Here is a 16,931-nt window from a genome sequence, read left to right as displayed (position 1 = left end):
CATGCTTCCGGGGCTCGACGCGTTTCAGACGCAAGCACCAACATCGTCGCCAGATCGCCCTTCAGCTCGGCGTGCAGCACGCCATCCGCCGGCGTCATCACCACCGCGTCGATCAGACCGCGGATGATCTCCTGCGCCTCGGCGCGCCCGCTCTCGCTCTCGAATGCCTCCAGCAGCCGCTCGACCTTGGCGCGATAGACGAGCGCCAGCCGTGGATGGAGCAGCGCGGGCGGCGTCACGTCGGCGACTGCGGCGAGCTCTGCCTCCAGCTCGGACTTGCGCCGTCCCATCCGGTTGAGCTCGGTCGCGAACAGCGACGGATCGACGCCCTTCAGGATCGCGGTCTTCAACCGCTCTACGCCTGCGGTCAATTCGCGCAGCTCGGCATCACGCTCGTCGCGCGCATCACTGCGCTGTCGGGACAGTCGGTTTCGCTCGCGGATATACTCGTCGATAAAAGCCTCGACCACGTCAGGCTGCATCACGTCGTCACGCAATGCCGACAGCACCTGCTGCTCAAGATCGTCGACCCGGACGGTCAGGCGATTGGTGCAGGCGGACGGACCCTTCTTGGTCGCTGCGTGGCAGGCGGAGCGGAACTTGCCGTTCTTCGAGTAGGTCGATCCGCAAACCCCGCAGACGATCTTGCCAGTGAGCAGGTAGCGAGGCCGCCGCTTCGCCCAGAAGGGCGACGCGCCATCACGATCGGCCTGCGGCCTAGCGACCGCCTCCTGTCTCGCCTTCACCCGCTGCCAGAGGTCGTCCGACAGGATGCGGAGGTGCGGGACGCTGGTCGTCTGCTTGAGTTCGGCTGGGTTGGCGAAGGCACGCCGTGCACCCGTCTCCGGATCCTTCCGATAGGTCTGCCGCTGATGCTCGGGCTCGCCGATATAGAGGCGGTTGTTGAGGATGCCGGTGCCGCGCGCCTTGTTGCCGTTGATCGTCGACGCGCTCCATTGCCCGCCGCGCGGACCGGCTATGCCGCGGCCGTTCAGCTCGATGGCGATGTCATGCGGCGAGCGGCCGCCGGCATACTGTTCGCAGATGTAGACCACTGTCTCGGCTTGCTCAGGCTCGATCTTTCGATGGCCTGGTATACGGTCGCCGCGCGCGTCGGGTACGAAGTCGAGCGCATAGCCATAGGCGAGGCCGCCGGGATTCTGCCCGTCGCGGAAGCGCTTGGCGATGGCGTCACGAGTCTTGCGACTGGTCGCGGCCAGCTGCTCGGCGTTCATCGTGCCCTTGAGGCCGACGTGGAGCCGGGTGATCTCGCCCTCGGCGATGGTGTGGAGGCGGACGCCGAGAAACTGCAAACGCTCAAAGATCATCGGCGTCTGCGACTGGCTGCGCGACAGGCGGTCAAGCTCGTCCGCGAGCACGATGTCGATCTCGCCGCGCTCGACGGCCTGGAGGAGTGCGGTCATGCCTTGGCGCAGCTTGATGACGGCGCCGGTGATCGCCTCGTCGGCATAGGCAGCGACCTCGGTCCAGCCTTGCTTCACGATGAACGCCCGCATATTCTCGTTCTGCACCGCGATCGACACGCGCTCCTGCTTGTCGGTCGAATATCTGGCGTAGATCGCTACCCTCATCCCTGGGGCTCCGGCTCATCAGTTGGAGGGGCGGCATGATGAATCCGGGCGAGCTCGCGCGCAAGCAGCTTAGCCAATGCGCAGGCGGCTTCGCGTCGAGCAGGCGAAGGGGCGCTGCTCCCTCGAAATCCCCTATCATTGGTTGTCTGCCGACCCATGCCTCGTTCATCAAGGATGCGGCCGCAATGAACGCCCCGAGGGTCACTCCAGATAATTCTTCATCCAGGCTGTCGGGATCCCCATATACTGGAGTGATATTGCCAGAAGCCGACGCGCCGCTCGGCCAGCGACTTCACTGCACCTCCGTTCGGGCGCCATGGTGTGGTGCGGAGATGCTGGATGATCGCCAAGACATCGTCCTGGAGTCCGGCATCGAGTCTTCCGATCGTCTGCGGCGACCAAGCGCCGAAGGCATCCAGACTGTAGACCAAGAACAGGAACGTCTGGCAGATCCCAGCCTGCACATCGCTGCCGCGAGCGCGCTGCACGCTTCGGCGATAGGCGCCGTCCATGATGGTCATCGTCTGTCTCCCTGAGGATTCGTTGGAAGATCGCCATTCCCGTTGCCCGGCGAGGCCCAGCGATGCGGTGCCGCGTTGACGACGTGGATCGGATCGGTCGCAGGCGGCAACATCATCATCGCGCAATCCTGCACGGTGCGCGGCGCAACTTTCGACTTCGTCATCTTCAGCATCCGGCGATATCGGCGACGGGTGAGATGCGGATCGACGCTCATGCGACGGGGATTTGTATAACCCGGCGGAGATGGCAGAGAGGCACGGTGTTCCCGCAGCAATGCGTTGCCCTGCCGGAGCATGATCTTGTGACGCTGGATCGCGTCACGCTGGTGGCGAAGATAGTGTGCGATGTCGTCGCCGACGCCATCGAGCCACAGATGGGCGCGATATCGCGCAGTATATCCCTCTTCTCCTGGAGCAGGCAGCGCCGTTATCCTGCCCCGCGCCTCTGCGCAGAGCGTCGAGCCGAAGCTCTCGCCGGTGGCGAGCGCGTCGATCGTTCGGTCCTCCTGTGCAAGGCGTCGAGGCTGGCCTGCCACGCCGGGATTGCGCGTCGCGCGCGATAGCGCGGCTTCCTTGGCAGCGATTACCGGCGCGAGCGCGGTCGCCAAGGCTGCTGGATGAGCGGTCTCCACCCAGCAATAGAGAACCGCCGCGATCGCACGTTCGAGCGGCCGGTCGATTTCGGGTGCCGTCAGCCGGTCGTGCCCCGTGCGATGGCGCGCGCTCCACTTGCGCGCCTGGGCCGCGAGGTCGAGCAGTCCCGCAGCACCATGCATCCGCCAAGCGAGCCCCCACCAGGTTGCGGGATGCCCTTTTTGCATCGACCAGCCATGGCCAGTCCGATGCTCACGCCAAAAGCGGGGATGGGCTGCAATGCCTTGGCCGATAAACTCGGCGGTCGCAGGGGACTCCGGCGTGCGGAATGTCTCCAGCGCGGCCCCGCTCCCGAGCGCAATAATGTTCGCCATCGCACTGGCCGCATCTTCGGACCAAGCGCCGCAAAGCGTGGTGTCGAGCGAACGGATCAGCTCACTAGGCGGGAGCAGAGCTGTGGTTTGGAGCGGCGCCAGCTCGACGAGCCTGCCGATCGCGGATGGCGGCGCGCCTGCGCCACCGAGTTTGGGGATCAGCTCCAAGAAGGATCGCGAGAAAATCTCCTGACCGTGCTCGTCGAAAGATAGCCGTATATGCGCAGTCATGTTCCGAGACAGGCGCGCAGCCTCAGCGTAGAGCGCGACCGCGAGCACGGGTGGCAGATGATCACCGCCGCCTTCGCGTGACCAGCGGGCACGGACCGCGTCCGGCCAGGGCATCTCGATGAGAGCTGACCGTCCGGCCAGGGCTGCCTTGAAGTCTTTGGCGAGCAGCAGACGTGCGGTCTGCTTATCTTTTTCGCGGAGGCATACCAGAAACTCGACGATGTCGGCCGGCGTGTGTCCAAAGATCGCGCGCAGGAATGCCGCGCGTTCGGGATAGAGCTGCCCATCGATCGGCGCGAACGGATCGCTTGCGTCATGCCGTTCGTCTCGACGTCGCTGATCGCTGTTCGGCAAAATATTGAGCTGTCGCCAGAATCCGGCGTTCAGTGCGGTGCGGCCCATGTCCATCGCGAGCACCGGTCGGTGCGCGGTATGGCGGAGGTCGAGGCCGGACAGAATGGCGAGGTGCGGCAGCCGCGCCACGCCGGTCAGATCGAGATCCTCCGGACGTTCCCATACGTCCCAACCGCCGCGCAGGACGCCGCTGATGTCACCGGGCTCGTGGTCGTCACGCGCATCGAGCAACTGGCGAAACGCATGGACGCGCAGCATATCGTCGAGGACCGTCATCTCTTCATCCGTCCTGAGCAAAACATTCCAGCTTATAGGAGATTGTCACCGAGCGCGCGAATCGCTGCGCGCGCTTCCTCGATCTCGCTGTCGAGTGCGGCCTCATCGGCCTTGACCCAGTCCTCGAGCGCAAACAGCAGATCGCGCATGATGGCGGCGTGATGCTCGATCTTTCGCCACGCCGCCGTGTCGCGCGGGTGGTGCCGGAGCGGACACTGCTCGATGGCGAGCAGGGTCCGCTTTTCCTCGTCGATGCGCCCCTCCAGCGCCGCCATATCGGAAAAGTGCAGATCGGTACTGCCGATCCGCACCGTCCTGCCCGGCCCGGTCACGACGCGTCTCCCGCCGTGGCGCTATCGTTCGTCATGCCGGTATCGCTGGCCGGCGGTTCGGATGTCGGCACGGGTGCCGTCGATGAAACCGGCGCCGCTGGCGATGCCGGCTCGTCGTCGCGCGGCGGATGAAACCGGACGTTGGCGCCGTGCGACTGCAGCCAGTCATAGGCCTCGCCGCAGCTCAACCGGCTCGGCATGTCGTTGAGTTGAAGCGTCTCCACCGTGCGGCGGATCAGCATCCACTGCGGCCGCGTCGCCGGACGATCGCGCCAGCCTTTTTCGCCGGGGTGATCGGCCGCCCAAGTCTCGAATGAGCGGCATTCCGCTTCGTAGGCGACGCGCGCGCGCTCGTAGAGCAGCACCTTGCCCTTCTCGGTCCAGTTGTCGAGATTGGCGCGAACCGCCGCCACCTCCACTTCGACGACCGGCGCGTCCGGCATGGTCTTGGCGAAAGGCGCGATCGCAGCGACATAGTCCCTCGCCGGCAACGCACGCACATAATGGCGCGCCTCCGACATCTCGCCGTCATATCCCGCCTGGCGATCCTGCGCGGCGAGACGGTGGGCGTGCCAGGTGTCATGGCGCGTCGTGCTCAGCAGTCGACTGCGCGCGCTGCGCGCCTGACGGCGCAGCTCGGCGAGCTTCGCCGCCATCTCTGCTTCCTTGATCTCCGCCTTGCGCAGCTCGCGGCGGCGGCGGTCTTCCTCACGATCGTAATAGTCCATGTCCGATCTCCGTCTCGTTACGAAGATCGGCGTATCGACTCGCCGCATTCCTATCGCGGGGAGGGTCACTCGCGTTTCACGGAGATCGGATCGACACGGACTGCAGTGACCCTCGCCATGTCGGGTGCGTGGGCGGGCCTATTCTCGCGTCAGGAATGGGACAGGCAGGAGGAAGGTTGGGGTGGGGATGCGAAAGAAACGTTGACCCCGGTCAACGGCGCTCATCGCTTCTTCGATCCCCACCCCCTTCTCCCGCCAGAATAGGTGACGCGCATGCTGCTCGAGAGCGAAAGTGGGATCTGGGCGGAGGCCGACGCCCGGGTGTTCGCGGTGCTGATGGCGCCCAATCGCACCGCGCGCCGGCTGATGGCGGCCGAGCGCGCAAAGGGGGCGGCGTTCCGCCGCGTCGCCGCTTTACGCAAGCGCCAGGCCGCACAGGCTGCGCGAGAGCACCGCAAGGCGGAGCGCGAACTTGACAGGGAACTGGCGGCGGGCGGCGCCTCTAGTCCCTGGGGCCAATCGATGAGGATCCGCATCCCGGAACGCGCGCCGGTTGCGCATGGTCCTTCGTCGAAAGCGTCGGCAAGGCCGTCGCGAACGCTAATGACGAGCGTCGGCGTTCGCCAGACGCGCGCATATATCGCACCAATTGTCGATGACCGCGGCCGGATCGCGCTGACCTTCCGCGTGCGCTACAAGGGCTTGAAGTCGAAAGGCTGGCGGCCTGGCCTTGCCGCCGATCATGTCCTCTACATCCTGCGCGAGGAAGCGCTGGAAGGTGTCAGCTCCGATCTCACCGTCATCACCGTGCCGATTTCCAACATGGGCGTCAGCGCCGACGAGATCGCCGACGCGTGGCGCGCGCTCGAAGCGGTCGAGGAAGGCTATCGCGCCAACGCCAAGGTCCAATATCGCATCATCTGGAACCTGCCACACGGGCTAGATGCCAAGCAGCGCCGCGAGATGGTCACCGCTTTCTGCGAGCGCACCTTCGGCAGGCTCGGTCTGCCCTATGTCGCGGCCATCCACGAGCCGGACGTCAAGGGCGACCAGCGCAACTATCACGCGCACATCTGTTTTTCGACGCGGCCATGCGAACGGACGGCGTCCGGCGAATGGCTGATCGCGCAGGAGAAGGTCAACGGGCTGACCGATCCGGTGGGGCTTAAGCTGATGCGGGCGCTTGCCGCCGCGCACATGAACATTGTCTGCGCAAAGGCCGGCAAGCGCGTCCGGTTCACGCATCAAACCTATGAAGAACGCGGCATAGATGCCGAGCGGCTCGAACATGTCGGGCCGGCCGCCATGGCGGCGCACGAGCGCGGCGAAAATGTTGGCGTCATCGAACGCAACAATGCCCGGATCGAAAGCAACGAAGCCGCAGAGGCGTGCCGCCAGGTCGAGCGTCGCCTGGCCGCGACATCGCGACATTCCGACCTGCTGCGCCGCCGGATCGCGCTGGACGCGACGCGCGCTCGCATCGTCCGCCACATGGCGATGACCAAGAGCATTCTCGACCACGTCGCTTCTGTCGGACCCGCGATCGCCTTGCGTGCGCATATGATAGCGAGTGCGGGTCGCGTATCGAAGGTAATTGCCGTCCGGAGGCGGGCAGACGCCATCGCCGCCGTGAAGCCGAAGCTGACGACTGCAAGGGCGATTTTGTCGACCATTCCGGTGCGCCGAAAGGCGGCAGATCTGTTCGTCAGGATCGGCGAGGCAGCCAAGCGCGCCGACGTCGAACGCCGGGCCGCGGTCGCAGTCAGGCTGATGGCGAGATCGTCAATATTTGCGGCGATCAAGGGACGCATTTCGTCGCGTCGTGCCCAGCCGATTACGGCGACCGCCGATCTTGTGCGAACGGCTGCCGCGCTTGCCATTGCCGACGAACGCGGGCGAGAGCCGGCCATCAGCGCGGCGGTGGCCATCAGCCTCGGCGATACCAGCTCCCACATCTGGGCTAGGATGATCGGCAGAACGCCGGCTGTTGCGCTAGCGCCGAAGCGTTCTAAGGCGAACCGCGCCGCTTTGGTTGCGGCACGGTTCGCGGCCGGTATCGATGCTGCGCGTCGATCGGCGATGGAGCGTCGGCAGCGGATCGACAACGTCGCCGGAATGCTTGCGGCGCTAGACAGCCATCGAGCCGAGCGTGATGCGGAATACGCGCGTGAGCGCATTCGCCGGGAAGCCGAGCGTCGGCAGCAGGACGAGGATCGCCGCCGGCAGGAGGCAGCCTTGATCGCCCGGCGCCGCCGCGATGCAGAAGTCGCCGAAGCTTGCAGGCTCATCCGGACGGCGCGGTCCAGACCCTATCGCATTTCAGATAATAGGGTGATGAGCGACTGGAGTGCCTTCATCGGCGAGCAACGTTCCCTGCTCGAGTCGCTGGGCAGCGATCCGCAACTGCTGCAGGCGCTTCAGGTGCGCTACCATTCTGACCGTCGCGCCGACCAGGAGCGCGCGTCTCCGCCTGTCGCCGGTAACGGACCGCGCATCCCGGATACAACATCTGCCCCTGTTCGACCTGTCGAGGGCGCGGCTCAAATCCTGGGAGAACACGATCGGGAACCGGTGCCCGCCGGCGCGAGCAGGCATGCGGCGCAGCGGGATGATACCCTTCGGCGCATGGCCGATCTTGATGCCTGGGTGCGTGTGCCGACCACGGGACCGCTCGCGATCGGGGATACGGCGCTCGCAAACCTCGGCCAGGATCGGGATTGGTTAGCCGGCTTAGAGGTCCAGCAGGCATTGCGGCTTATCGCCGACGATCAGGAAAGGCGCATCCTGGGCGCTCTCGACCATCTTGCTTGGGAGGGCCAGCAACTCGTGGCGCGCGGCCCGTATGCTGATCTGACCCCGGCGCTTGCGCGCTGGTCGCGAGACGACGATTTCCATCTCTATCTGCACTCCGTCACGCCGCATCTTGGTTCCGGACTTCGGAGCTCCGTCGGGTGGGATCCAGCATCGACAGAAACGTCGCGGGCCGAAACTCGTGCAAGGGCTACACCGCCCCCCGTTCGGTCTCCTGTTCCGCCATGGCTTCGTGGACAGGAGGTGGATATGGCGATTAGTCGATGTGGAGCGCCTGAAGGGAATCTGCTCCACATTTTAGATGCGCCCAAAATCCCGGAAATCCGCGGTTTTCCGAACGTCCGAAACAGCGTGTGCTACAGTTATGGGCGCAATTCAAGGCTCACTATGCGCCCACGGCTCATAGCCACAGAGGTCGTCCGCCCCATCCATTCGGGAAACCCATCGCAGCGAGATCCCCGGTCGGATGCGTCGCCAGGAGCTGCTTCAATTCGACCATCCACTGGGACTGCGGATCGACCTGTTTGAGCAGATGCCGGATCAGGACCAGCGAGTTGTAGAGGCGAGCGGGTCCCTGCGTCGGGGGCTCCAAGGTGGCGACAAGATCGGTGGGCTTCTGCGGCACCTTCATCCGAAGCAGGAAGCCGCGGTTCCAGAGCCGCCCGTGATGCGCGCAACTGTTGCGCACTGTCGACAGGTGCTTCAGCAGCGGCACGAGCACAGTTTCGGGAAGTCCGAGGGGCTTTGCGATGGCGTTACGGAGTGCACGATCGTCTAGGGACGAATACCAGCGCGAGAGCTGGCCGAACGACATCATCTCCGCCACCATCCAAACCGGCGGCATCGCGGGATCGTCATAGGTGTCGCGGTAGTGGGCGATATAGGTTTCGGGCGAGGTCCCAACCTCGCGCGCGAGGCGCGAGAGGTTTTCGTGGAATTGGCGGCGGTCGCTGTAGAAAGCCGCGTTGAGGTAGCCGTGTGGCCCACCGTGATGGGCGAGCGCGTAGGCCCAGCTCCCCGGATGGCGACTTCGATGCGTTCGATCGCGCTGAGGAGATGCAGCCGGAGGTGACGGTCAAATTCGTAGAGCGCGCTGATCGTCTCGAATGTCGTGCCGGGTAGGAAGCGAGGCCCCCCATGGCCTTTAGGATGCTCGAACGGTAACCAGTAGGCGCTGAGCCGATAATAGCTGACGTGACGCAGCCAATGCTCGGCGCGTGCGGGATCGGCCACTGCCATCCCCTCCGTCTGGAGATGGGCGAGCTGCTGAGCGATGGTGAGGGCGGGCTTACCGAAGGTGCGTGTCACGCCACCAGCCTAATGGAAATAGGCCCAGAATCAAAAGACCCGCCAAGTGTGCATATCCTTGCGGACAGAGGCCTGGCGGGTTCGATTGATCGTTAGATAGGCGCGGGAATCCTACTTTTCAACTAATAAACGCGGCTTGTGCGGCGCTGTTGCGCTGGCCCCGTGGGAGCGATTGTAAGGCGGTCTGAAGGCGCTCTCATTAGGGGTTAGGCGGCGATCGCAGGCTGGAGCAAGCCGACGGGGTGCCTGCAATTGATCATGTATGTCATGCTTCGCATTAGTGGGCCAGCGACGGCGCGAAGTGCGACACCGGATCTGCGGTCACCACCATCCGCGCCAACCTTATCCCTCTCGCCAGGACCGTGGGGCGCCGCTGGCCCGGCCCACTCGCCCGTGACGAGCCACATCTCGTAGTAATAAAGCCATTCGTAGGCCCAGGGCAGAAGCTTGGGGGCCGCCTGTCGCCCAGGCACCATGATCTCGTCCGGCGGATAGTAGAGACATAGGAGCGCACCGTTGGGATCGTCCCACGGCCCGTAGAGGTGGGGCACTGGCAAACCGCCGGCTGACGGCCTCACGGCGCCGCCCAGCACCCGCACCGATGCCGGCCGCCACGGAAAGGCCAGATCGGCGTCGGCCGATCCGAAACTCAACTCCAGGCGGATATCGTAGGTCTGCGCCATTGGGCGAAGTTTGCCCACCCAGACGCCCGTGCCGCGGAGGCTCGGCATGCGCCTGAACCCCGGGAAATCGCGCTTGATCGCTTCATCCTCCAGACCCAGCGCGAATTCCGCGTACCGGGCAGTATAGGTAACCCCGTCCATGCCAGCGGCATGGACGGGACGCGTCCATTCCCGATGTCCCGGCGCAGCGATCACACCGGGTCGCCGAAGAACCGATGCTTCGGCGCCATTGAGGGCTTGGCCGACGAGGCCGCAGTGCCCATCCCGCCGGCCGCCGCCACGGCGAACATCCCCTCCCGGCTCTTCGCCGCGGCGCGTTCGCTCGCCCGGTGATAGCCCTGCGCCGCGGCGTTCTCGCCAAACAGGTCGCGGATGATCTGCTTCTTGGCCACCTGCGTCCCCTCCTCGAGCAGCTCGTCGAGCTTCCTCGCCAGATGGTTCAGATCCTCGGACAGCATCCGCTGCGATTCCGCCCTCTTGGGCCAGCGGTCCGACAGCAGGTCCTCCCGGCATGCCGGGTTTTCGACGTGCAGCGGCTGCGCTACGATGGGCGCCATATAGGCGGCCACCGATCGCAGGTCAGCAAGCAGGCCGCGCCCCTGCGGCGCCTCTGCGGCGATCTTCGAAAGGAGGACCGAGGGCATGCGATCATAATCACGCCTGTCGCAGTGGATGTCGCGGAACCGCTTGAGGAGCTGCACCGAGAGCAGACGGGTCGTCTTCATCTCGGCCGGCTTCTGCTGCGGCACGGGGACCGTCGAGGCGTGGACCTTCCGCATGTCCATCACCACGCGGGGGCGGACCATGCCGTCGAACCACTGCGCGAACCCCTCCGGATTGGCCAGCGCATGGTCCGGACGTTCCGGATGCACGTCGAAGATGCCGATCGTACGCGCCTGCCGGCCGGCAACCAGCACGGCTGGCGTCACGTCGAGATGCATGTTCTCATACCAGAGCGTCACGCAGCGCTTTTTCACCTCGATCCGCAACGGAGAGGGCAACGCTGGTGCAATCTGTCACGCCGGCGATCCAGACATCCGCATCCTGCACCGCGTGTCGCCGCTCGAGGAGTTTCCTCTTGCCGACCGGCGAAAGGGGCTAAACCGAACGGTCGGCGTCGTCGATGTCGAGACGACTGGCACCGATCCACTGACTGACGAAGTAATCGACTTCGCGCTCGTTATGCTGGAGGTCGATGCAGTCGGCGAGATTGTCGGCATCGTCTCGGCTGGCGAGGCGTTGCGCGACCCCGGAATCGCCCTTCCTCCGCACATCACGCGCCTCACCGGCATCACGGATGACGATGTTCGCGGAAAGGCGATCGATCTCGACATCCTCCAGCGGCGGCTGGCGCGAGCGGATGTGCTGATCGCGCATAACTGCGCCTTCGACGCGGCCTTCATCGAGAACTTGATGCCTGCAATCGCCGGCAAGGCCTGGGCCTGCTCGGCTTCCGATTTCGACTGGGTCGAAGCGGGCTTCGATGGCCGAAAGCTCGGTCACCTGCTGATGCAGATCGGCCGCTTCGCAGATGCCCATCGCGCGATGGCGGACGTCGTGAGCCTCATCCACTTGCTCGCGCACCGGCTGCCGAACGGCGACACGGTGATGCGCCGTCTGCTCGCCAACGCTGAAACACCTTCGATCCGTATCGAGGCGACCGGCGCAGCCTTCGACCGGCGCGGATTGCTCAAAGCACGAGGCTATCGGTGGGACCCTCGTCACCGCGTCTGGTGGTGCGAGATCGCGGAGTACGAGTCCGAGGCTGAGCAGCTGTGGCTGCAGCGGCACATCTCGCCGCACGGGCCGCCGCCGCGGATGCTGCCGATCACCTGGCACCAGCGTCACCGCTGATCCCTGGCGCCGCGCGAAGCCGCGCGCCGTCTCTTCCAGAACGAAGGAAGCGAGCACCCCGGGAGCGGGGAAAAGGCTCCGGTCAGCAGGCCGCAACAAGAGGAACGACACGATGGACATCACCATACATCACCAGAACACGATGATCGCACTCCGAAAGGAGATGGGATGGCCGCTTTTCCGGCCAGCCAACGACTCGATCGCCTTCACCTCGGGCCGGTCCCTCGACGTCGAGGTCGGTTTGGAGCTCGGCCGCATCGCCGCTGAATTGGGGAGGGATGTGATCTACTCGAGTTGGCCCCACGCTCAGGCAAAACGGCCCACGGGCTTCAGCATAGCTTATCGGGAACTCTTGACCGTCGATGTTGTCGACGGGCTGGTCCCGTATGCCGCGAACGATACGGTGCCTGTGGTCCTGATCAGCGTCCGCAACGCGGAGACATTCTCCGTCGATACCGGCGCGTCGTCCGGCGCCGATCCGTCGACATTGGGGATAGGGAGCGTCTTCACATCTGCCTCGAGCGCAATGAGCGCATCGGCGAACCCATCCAGAATCTCGACCCGTCCATATCAGCGATGCCCACCGCTTCAGTTCGGGATCGCCTTTGGCAGCACGTTCCTTGTCGAGTGGACTTGTTCCGGAAAAGTGGAGAGTTCCCTCGAGGTGAAAGGCGAACTCGATGACGAAGCAGCGACGGTTCACGAAGGAGTTTGAGGACGAGGCGGTACGTCTGGTGGCGACCACTTCTAGGAGAAGTTCCGCGTCCACAGCGTCTACTAGATCTGCCGGCAGCTACGGCGGGTCTTAGCTACGATGAATGTCGAGCCGACCTAGCTGTCTGGAAGCACCGTAGCGGAGGGTGACGAGCAGTCGCCACCGACATCTTTGAGCGGCACTCCTAGGTCGGCGAGCCGGTCGCGATCGGGTCGAGCGCCGTCGACCACCATGGTGCGACCCTGGACATAGTCTCGGACAGCGTTGACACAATCAAGCGCTATGACGCGGCCGTCCCTGAGGTAGATCACGCTGAAAAACCGTGCGGCAGGGTCGCCACGTACCACCACCTCGTCATGGCCGGTCGACAGTCCCACCGTCTGTAGCTTTAGGTCGTACTGGTTCGACCAGAACCACGGCACCGCATGGTAGGGCCTGGGCGCGCCGGTGATCGCCTTTGCGACGCTGATCGCCATATCGTTGGCGTTCTGCACCGATTCGAGCCTGATCTGCCTGCCGTCCGCGAAGGCGTTGTGGTGCGCAGCGCAGTCGCCGATGGCATAGATATCCGGAAGGGTGGTACGGCACAGTTCGTCGATCTCGACGCCATTACCGCCCGCCGCGCCCGCAGCGAGCAGAGGTTCGACCGCGGGCACGATGCCGATGCCGACGATCACCATCTCGCACGGCAGCACTTCGCCGTCAGCGAGCCGCACGCCAACGGCGCGCCCGTCAGACTCTTCGATGCAGGTGACCATCGCGCTGAGCCGCACATCGACCCCGTGCGCGCGATGCTCAGCCTCATAGAACCGCGATAGGGGCTCGCCCGCGACGCGGGCCAGCACTCGGTCGAGCGCCTCGATTACCGTCACCCGCTTGCCGAGCTTGGCGAGCACGGCTGCCGCCTCCAGTCCGATATACCCGCCGCCGATCACGACCACTCGGCTGGCCGCCTCCAGCTCGGCCATCATCCGGTCGACATCGGAGCGGGTGCGTACCGCATGGACGCCGGCAAGGTTGTGGCCAGAACATGTAAGTCGCCGCGGGCTGCCCCCGGTTGCCCACACCAGTGTGCCGTAGCCGATCGTCGCGCCGCCGTCGGTGGTGACAGTGTGCCCCGCCGCATCGATGGAGCCCACCCGCCGGCCGAGCAGCATCGTCACCTGCCGCTCGGACCAGAACGCCGCCGGACGGATCAGGATGCGCTCGAAACTCTTCTCGCGGGCGAGATAATCCTTCGACAGCGGCGGCCGTTCGTAGGGCAGTTCGGGCTCGTCGCCGACGATCGCGACCGTGCCGCCAAAGCCGCTCTGCCGCAGCGCGATCGCCGCCTGCGCGCCGCTATGGCCCGCTCCGACGATCAGGACGTCAAAGGTGTCGCTCACGCAAGCCGCTCCGCATGCCAAGCGAGATGGTCGGCCATGAAGGTCGAGACGAAGAGGTAGCTGTGGTCGTAGCCCGGCTGCATGCGCAAGGTAAGAGGAATGCCGGCCCGCTCGCACGCGGTCGTCAGCAAATCGGGTCCGAGCTGCTCGGCAAGGAATTGGTCCGCCTCGCCTTGGTCAACCAGCAGCTCGGGCGCCCTCGCGCCGTCCTCAATTAGGGCCACCGCATCATGCCGGCGCCAGCGGCTGCGTTCAGGACCAAGATAGCCGGTGAGCGCCTTCTCGCCCCAGGGCACCTGGCTCGGCGCAACGATGGGCGCAAACGCGGAGATGCTGCGGTAGCGCTCGGGGAAGCTGAGACCGATGGTCAGCGCGCCATGCCCACCCATCGAGTGGCCGGTGATCGCCTGCCGGCCCATATCCACCGGGAATTGCGCCTCGACCAGCGCGGGCAACTCCTCGACGACGTAGGACCACATTCGGAAGTGCGGCGCCCAAGGCGCCTCCGTCGCGTCGACATAGAAGCCGGCGCCCTGGCCCATGTCATAGGCGGTATCGTCGGCCACGTCGTCACCGCGCGGCGACGTGTCGGGCGCGACGAACATCAGCCCCAGCTCCGCGCAGGCGCGCCGATACTCGCCCTTGTCGGTGACATTGGCGTGGGTACAGGTCAGCCCCGAAAGGTACCACACCACCGGCAGCCTCGCGCCCGGCGCGTGCGGCGGCACGTAGACCGAGAAGGTCATCGCGGTGCTGGTCGCGGCCGAGGCGTGGCGATACACGGCCTGCGTTCCGCCGAACGCCTTCGCGGTGGCGACGGTCTCCATCAGTAAAGCACGACCGAGCGGATGCTCTCACCAGCGTGCATCAGGTCGAACCCCTTGTTGATTTCGTCGAGGGTGAGGACATGGGTGATCATGGGATCGATCGCGATCTTGCCCTCCATGTACCAGTCAACGATTTTCGGGACGTCGGTGCGACCCTTCGCCCCGCCGAACGCGGTGCCGCGCCAATTGCGCCCCGTGACGAGCTGGAAGGGACGCGTCGCGATCTCCTTGCCCGCCTCCGCCACGCCGATGACGATGCTGGTGCCCCAGCCGCGATGACACGCCTCCAGCGCGATCCGCATCACCTCGGTGTTGCCAGTAGCATCAAAGGTATAGTCCGCACCGCCGTCGGTCATTTCCAGCACCCGAGCGACGGTCTCGTCGCGACCGAGGCCTTTCGAGTTGAGGAAGTTGGTCATACCGAAGCGCCGGCCCCACGCCTCGCGCTCGGAGTTGACGTCGACGCCGATGATCCTGCCAGCACCGGCGAGCCGCGCGCCTTGAATGACGTTGAGGCCGATGCCGCCGAGACCAAAGACAACGACATTTTCACCGACCTGGACCTTGGCGGTATTCACCACCGCCCCGACCCCGGTCGTCACGCCGCAGCCGATGTAACAACTCGTCTTGAACGGTGCATCGGGGCGGATCTTCGCCACCGCGATCTCGGGCAACACGGTGAAATTCGAAAAGGTCGAGCAGCCCATGTAATGGTAGATGGGCTGCCCCTTGTATGAAAAGCGCGTGGTGCCGTCGGGCATCAGGCCCTTGCCTTGGGTACTGCGGATCGCGGTACACAGGTTGGTCTTGCCACTGAGGCACGACTTACACTGGCGGCATTCGGGCGTGTAGAGCGGGATGACGTGATCCCCGGGCATGACACTGGTCACGCCCGCGCCAACCTCCCGCACGATACCGGCGCCTTCGTGGCCGAGGATGCTCGGGAAGATACCCTCCGAGTCCAGACCGTCGAGCGTATAGGCGTCGGTATGGCAGATGCCGGTCGCCATGATCTCGACCAGCACTTCACCGGCCTTCGGGCCTTCCAGATCTAGCTCGACGATTTCGAGCGGTTGCCTCGCCTCAAAGGCGACAGCGGCGCGGGTCTTCAATATCTTCTCCGTAGGTGGGAGGCGTTGGACAACGTCGATGGACGAGCGTCAGGCGGCACGTGCGGCCGTTTCGGCGGCCAGAGCCGCTTCATGTCGACGACGCCACAGAACCACTGCCTTGTCGATGCTGGCGAGCGCGACCGGCCTGTAGGATCCATGGCGTTTGATCGTTGCATACTGCGCAGCGATCATCGGCGCGTCCTGTTCGGCGAATGCCATCTTGCGCAGTTCGAACAGCCGTGCCTGGATCTGTGCGTCTTCCGCTTCGCCGCGCTTCGGTGGGTTCCGCCGCGCGCTCATGAAGTGGTACATGCAGCTGGTTTCGGTGACCGGCGTGATGATGTGCTGCGCCAGGACCGACGTGCCTTCGTCCTTCGTTCCGCCGGGATGCGTCGAACCGATGTCGAGCAGCAGACTGGCCGGCGCCTGCCAATGGATATCGTGCCACATGTCGATCTTGGCACCATCGTTGAGATAGATCAGGTCGAAGTACTCCGGCGGATCGATGTTCGGCATCAGCCGCTGGGCGTAGACAAGACCGTTTTCCTCCCGGAAGCGCGTCTCTCCGGCAATCGACTGTTCATTGCCGAGGATATTCTCATGCAGGAGTGCCGCGTGGCTGAGGTCCATCAGATTGTCGATCATCAGATCGAAGGGGACATCGAGCGACAGCCAACCCGGTTGCCCCAGCTGATAGGGCGAGCCTTCTTCGAAGATCGACAGGTCGGGGATCGTCTCGAAGGTCGGTTCGCCACGGCCCATCCAGACCCAGACGATCCCGCCACGTTCGCAGGCGGGATAGGTTCGCAACGCCGCGGACCTGGGAATCTGCCCGCCCCCGTGCGGATTGCGAACGCACATGCCTGAGCCATCGAATTCCAGGCCGTGGTAGCCGCAACGGATATTGTCGCCGACCTGTTTCCCGAGGCTGAGCGGAGCGTAACGGTGCGGGCAACGGTCCTCCATGGCGTGGACTGCACCCTTCGTGTCGCGCCACAAGACCATCGGCTGGTCCAGCAGAGTTCGCGCCTGCAGACCTTCCTCGACCAGGAGGTCGGAGTAGAGCGCGCAGTACCACGCCTCGGTCAGCCAATATGCCATCGCCATCCTCTCTCGCATCCGAGCTTCACGCTTGGCGTCGACGTGATCCGATCGCGGCATCGCACCTAGCGCGGCCTCATCGGGTCACGACGACGCGTCCGGTATCTCGTTCGTCTTTGTCGTGACGCAGGTT

The 16,931-nt window shown here is 64.8% G+C and carries 14 protein-coding genes and 2 pseudogenes (1 of these 16 only partly in view); 3 read left to right on the top strand and 13 right to left on the bottom strand.

The annotated features are described in order from the left end of the window. The 5 genes from DM480_RS18855 to DM480_RS04980 all read right to left on the bottom strand — a co-directional run. A protein-coding gene (locus tag DM480_RS18855) for a recombinase family protein (protein WP_405053286.1) crosses the window boundary here: on the bottom strand, window positions 1-1,592 show its 5' portion. The gene continues 70 nt to the left of window position 1, outside the view; the window shows 1,592 of its 1,662 coding nt (coding positions 1-1,592); it begins with the start codon at window positions 1,590-1,592; its stop codon lies beyond the left edge, outside the window. 218 nt (window positions 1,593-1,810) lie between these two features. Beyond that, the gene (locus tag DM480_RS04995) at window positions 1,811-2,113 is read right to left on the bottom strand and encodes a DUF7673 family protein (RefSeq protein ID WP_115377858.1); all 303 of its coding nucleotides are present in this window, start codon (window positions 2,111-2,113) and stop codon (window positions 1,811-1,813) included. Then, window positions 2,110-3,942 (bottom strand): hypothetical protein, encoded by a 1,833-nt coding sequence (locus DM480_RS04990; protein ID WP_115377857.1) that lies wholly within the window; start codon window positions 3,940-3,942, stop codon window positions 2,110-2,112. Before DM480_RS04990 ends, DM480_RS04995 begins: the two co-directional genes overlap by 4 nt. A 32-nt stretch (window positions 3,943-3,974) precedes the next feature. Further along, a complete protein-coding gene (locus tag DM480_RS04985; protein WP_115377856.1) occupies window positions 3,975-4,274 on the bottom strand; it encodes a hypothetical protein in 300 nt (99 codons plus the stop codon). Next, a complete protein-coding gene (locus DM480_RS04980; protein WP_115377855.1) occupies window positions 4,271-5,002 on the bottom strand; it encodes a hypothetical protein in 732 nt (243 codons plus the stop codon). Before DM480_RS04980 ends, DM480_RS04985 begins: the two co-directional genes overlap by 4 nt. Before the next feature lie 273 nt (window positions 5,003-5,275). Between DM480_RS04980 and DM480_RS18440 the strand changes: the two genes are divergently transcribed. Then, the gene (locus DM480_RS18440) at window positions 5,276-8,341 is read left to right on the top strand and encodes a MobA/MobL family protein (protein ID WP_115377854.1); all 3,066 of its coding nucleotides are present in this window, start codon (window positions 5,276-5,278) and stop codon (window positions 8,339-8,341) included. 181 nt (window positions 8,342-8,522) lie between these two features. On the opposite strand, the pseudogene DM480_RS18700 reads toward DM480_RS18440, so the two are convergent. The 4 genes and pseudogenes from DM480_RS18700 to DM480_RS04960 all read right to left on the bottom strand — a co-directional run. After that, window positions 8,523-8,765, bottom strand: a pseudogene (locus DM480_RS18700) (Abi family protein); the annotation flags it as partial. A 122-nt stretch (window positions 8,766-8,887) separates the two neighbouring features. Then, window positions 8,888-9,052: pseudogene (locus tag DM480_RS18695) on the bottom strand (Abi family protein); the annotation flags it as partial. Window positions 9,053-9,327: 275 nt separating this feature from the next. After that, window positions 9,328-9,945 (bottom strand): hypothetical protein, encoded by a 618-nt coding sequence (locus tag DM480_RS04965; RefSeq protein ID WP_115377853.1) that lies wholly within the window; start codon window positions 9,943-9,945, stop codon window positions 9,328-9,330. A 50-nt stretch (window positions 9,946-9,995) separates the two neighbouring features. Next, window positions 9,996-10,745, bottom strand: coding sequence for a hypothetical protein (locus DM480_RS04960; protein WP_115377852.1), 750 nt, complete (start codon window positions 10,743-10,745; stop codon window positions 9,996-9,998). On the opposite strand from DM480_RS04960, the gene DM480_RS04955 reads away from it, so the two are divergent. After that, entirely contained in the window at window positions 10,744-11,658 is a 915-nt protein-coding gene (locus tag DM480_RS04955) for a 3'-5' exonuclease (protein ID WP_115377851.1), read from the top strand. The genes DM480_RS04960 and DM480_RS04955 overlap by 2 nt on opposite strands. 112 nt (window positions 11,659-11,770) lie before the next feature. Beyond that, window positions 11,771-12,373 carry a hypothetical protein gene (locus DM480_RS04950; RefSeq protein ID WP_125471472.1) on the top strand — a complete coding sequence of 201 codons (603 nt, stop codon included), beginning with the start codon at window positions 11,771-11,773 and terminating at the stop codon, window positions 12,371-12,373. Between the two features lie 116 nt (window positions 12,374-12,489). Here DM480_RS04950 and DM480_RS04945 read toward each other — a convergent pair whose 3' ends face one another. Genes DM480_RS04945 through DM480_RS04930 form a run of 4 tightly spaced genes read right to left on the bottom strand, consistent with a single transcriptional unit; the run spans window position 12,490 to window position 16,798 of the window. After that, the gene (locus tag DM480_RS04945; protein WP_115377849.1) at window positions 12,490-13,758 is read right to left on the bottom strand and encodes an NAD(P)/FAD-dependent oxidoreductase; all 1,269 of its coding nucleotides are present in this window, start codon (window positions 13,756-13,758) and stop codon (window positions 12,490-12,492) included. Continuing rightward, entirely contained in the window at window positions 13,755-14,585 is an 831-nt protein-coding gene (gene fghA, locus DM480_RS04940) for an S-formylglutathione hydrolase (RefSeq protein ID WP_115377848.1), read from the bottom strand. The genes DM480_RS04945 and fghA overlap by 4 nt, the downstream gene beginning before the upstream one ends. Beyond that, window positions 14,585-15,697, bottom strand: coding sequence for an S-(hydroxymethyl)glutathione dehydrogenase/class III alcohol dehydrogenase (locus DM480_RS04935; RefSeq protein WP_115377847.1), 1,113 nt, complete (start codon window positions 15,695-15,697; stop codon window positions 14,585-14,587). The genes fghA and DM480_RS04935 overlap by 1 nt, the downstream gene beginning before the upstream one ends. 48 nt (window positions 15,698-15,745) lie before the next feature. After that, the gene (locus DM480_RS04930; protein ID WP_157968772.1) at window positions 15,746-16,798 is read right to left on the bottom strand and encodes an aromatic ring-hydroxylating dioxygenase subunit alpha; all 1,053 of its coding nucleotides are present in this window, start codon (window positions 16,796-16,798) and stop codon (window positions 15,746-15,748) included. Window positions 16,799-16,931 lie beyond the last annotated feature (133 nt).

Source organism: Sphingomonas sp. FARSPH, assembly GCF_003355005.1.
Classification (GTDB): domain Bacteria; phylum Pseudomonadota; class Alphaproteobacteria; order Sphingomonadales; family Sphingomonadaceae; genus Sphingomonas.
The sequence above is the reverse complement of the archived record's forward strand: the minus strand, read 5'-3'. Positions and strand labels throughout refer to the sequence as shown.

Excerpts from the sequence above, each read along its gene's own strand:
- DM480_RS04965 (WP_115377853.1), bottom strand. The coding sequence starts at position 9,945 with ATGGACGGGGTTACCTATACTGCCCGGTACGCGGAATTCGCGCTGGGT.
- DM480_RS04995 (WP_115377858.1), bottom strand. The coding sequence starts at position 2,113 with ATGACCATCATGGACGGCGCCTATCGCCGAAGCGTGCAGCGCGCTCGC.
- DM480_RS18440 (WP_115377854.1), top strand. The coding sequence starts at position 5,276 with ATGCTGCTCGAGAGCGAAAGTGGGATCTGGGCGGAGGCCGACGCCCGG.
- DM480_RS04980 (WP_115377855.1), bottom strand. The coding sequence starts at position 5,002 with ATGGACTATTACGATCGTGAGGAAGACCGCCGCCGCCGCGAGCTGCGC.
- DM480_RS04960 (WP_115377852.1), bottom strand. The coding sequence starts at position 10,745 with ATGCATCTCGACGTGACGCCAGCCGTGCTGGTTGCCGGCCGGCAGGCG.
- DM480_RS04930 (WP_157968772.1), bottom strand. The coding sequence starts at position 16,798 with ATGGCATATTGGCTGACCGAGGCGTGGTACTGCGCGCTCTACTCCGAC.
- DM480_RS04950 (WP_125471472.1), top strand. The coding sequence starts at position 11,771 with ATGGACATCACCATACATCACCAGAACACGATGATCGCACTCCGAAAG.
- DM480_RS04990 (WP_115377857.1), bottom strand. The coding sequence starts at position 3,942 with ATGACGGTCCTCGACGATATGCTGCGCGTCCATGCGTTTCGCCAGTTG.
- fghA (WP_115377848.1), bottom strand. The coding sequence starts at position 14,585 with ATGGAGACCGTCGCCACCGCGAAGGCGTTCGGCGGAACGCAGGCCGTG.
- DM480_RS04955 (WP_115377851.1), top strand. The coding sequence starts at position 10,744 with ATGTTCTCATACCAGAGCGTCACGCAGCGCTTTTTCACCTCGATCCGC.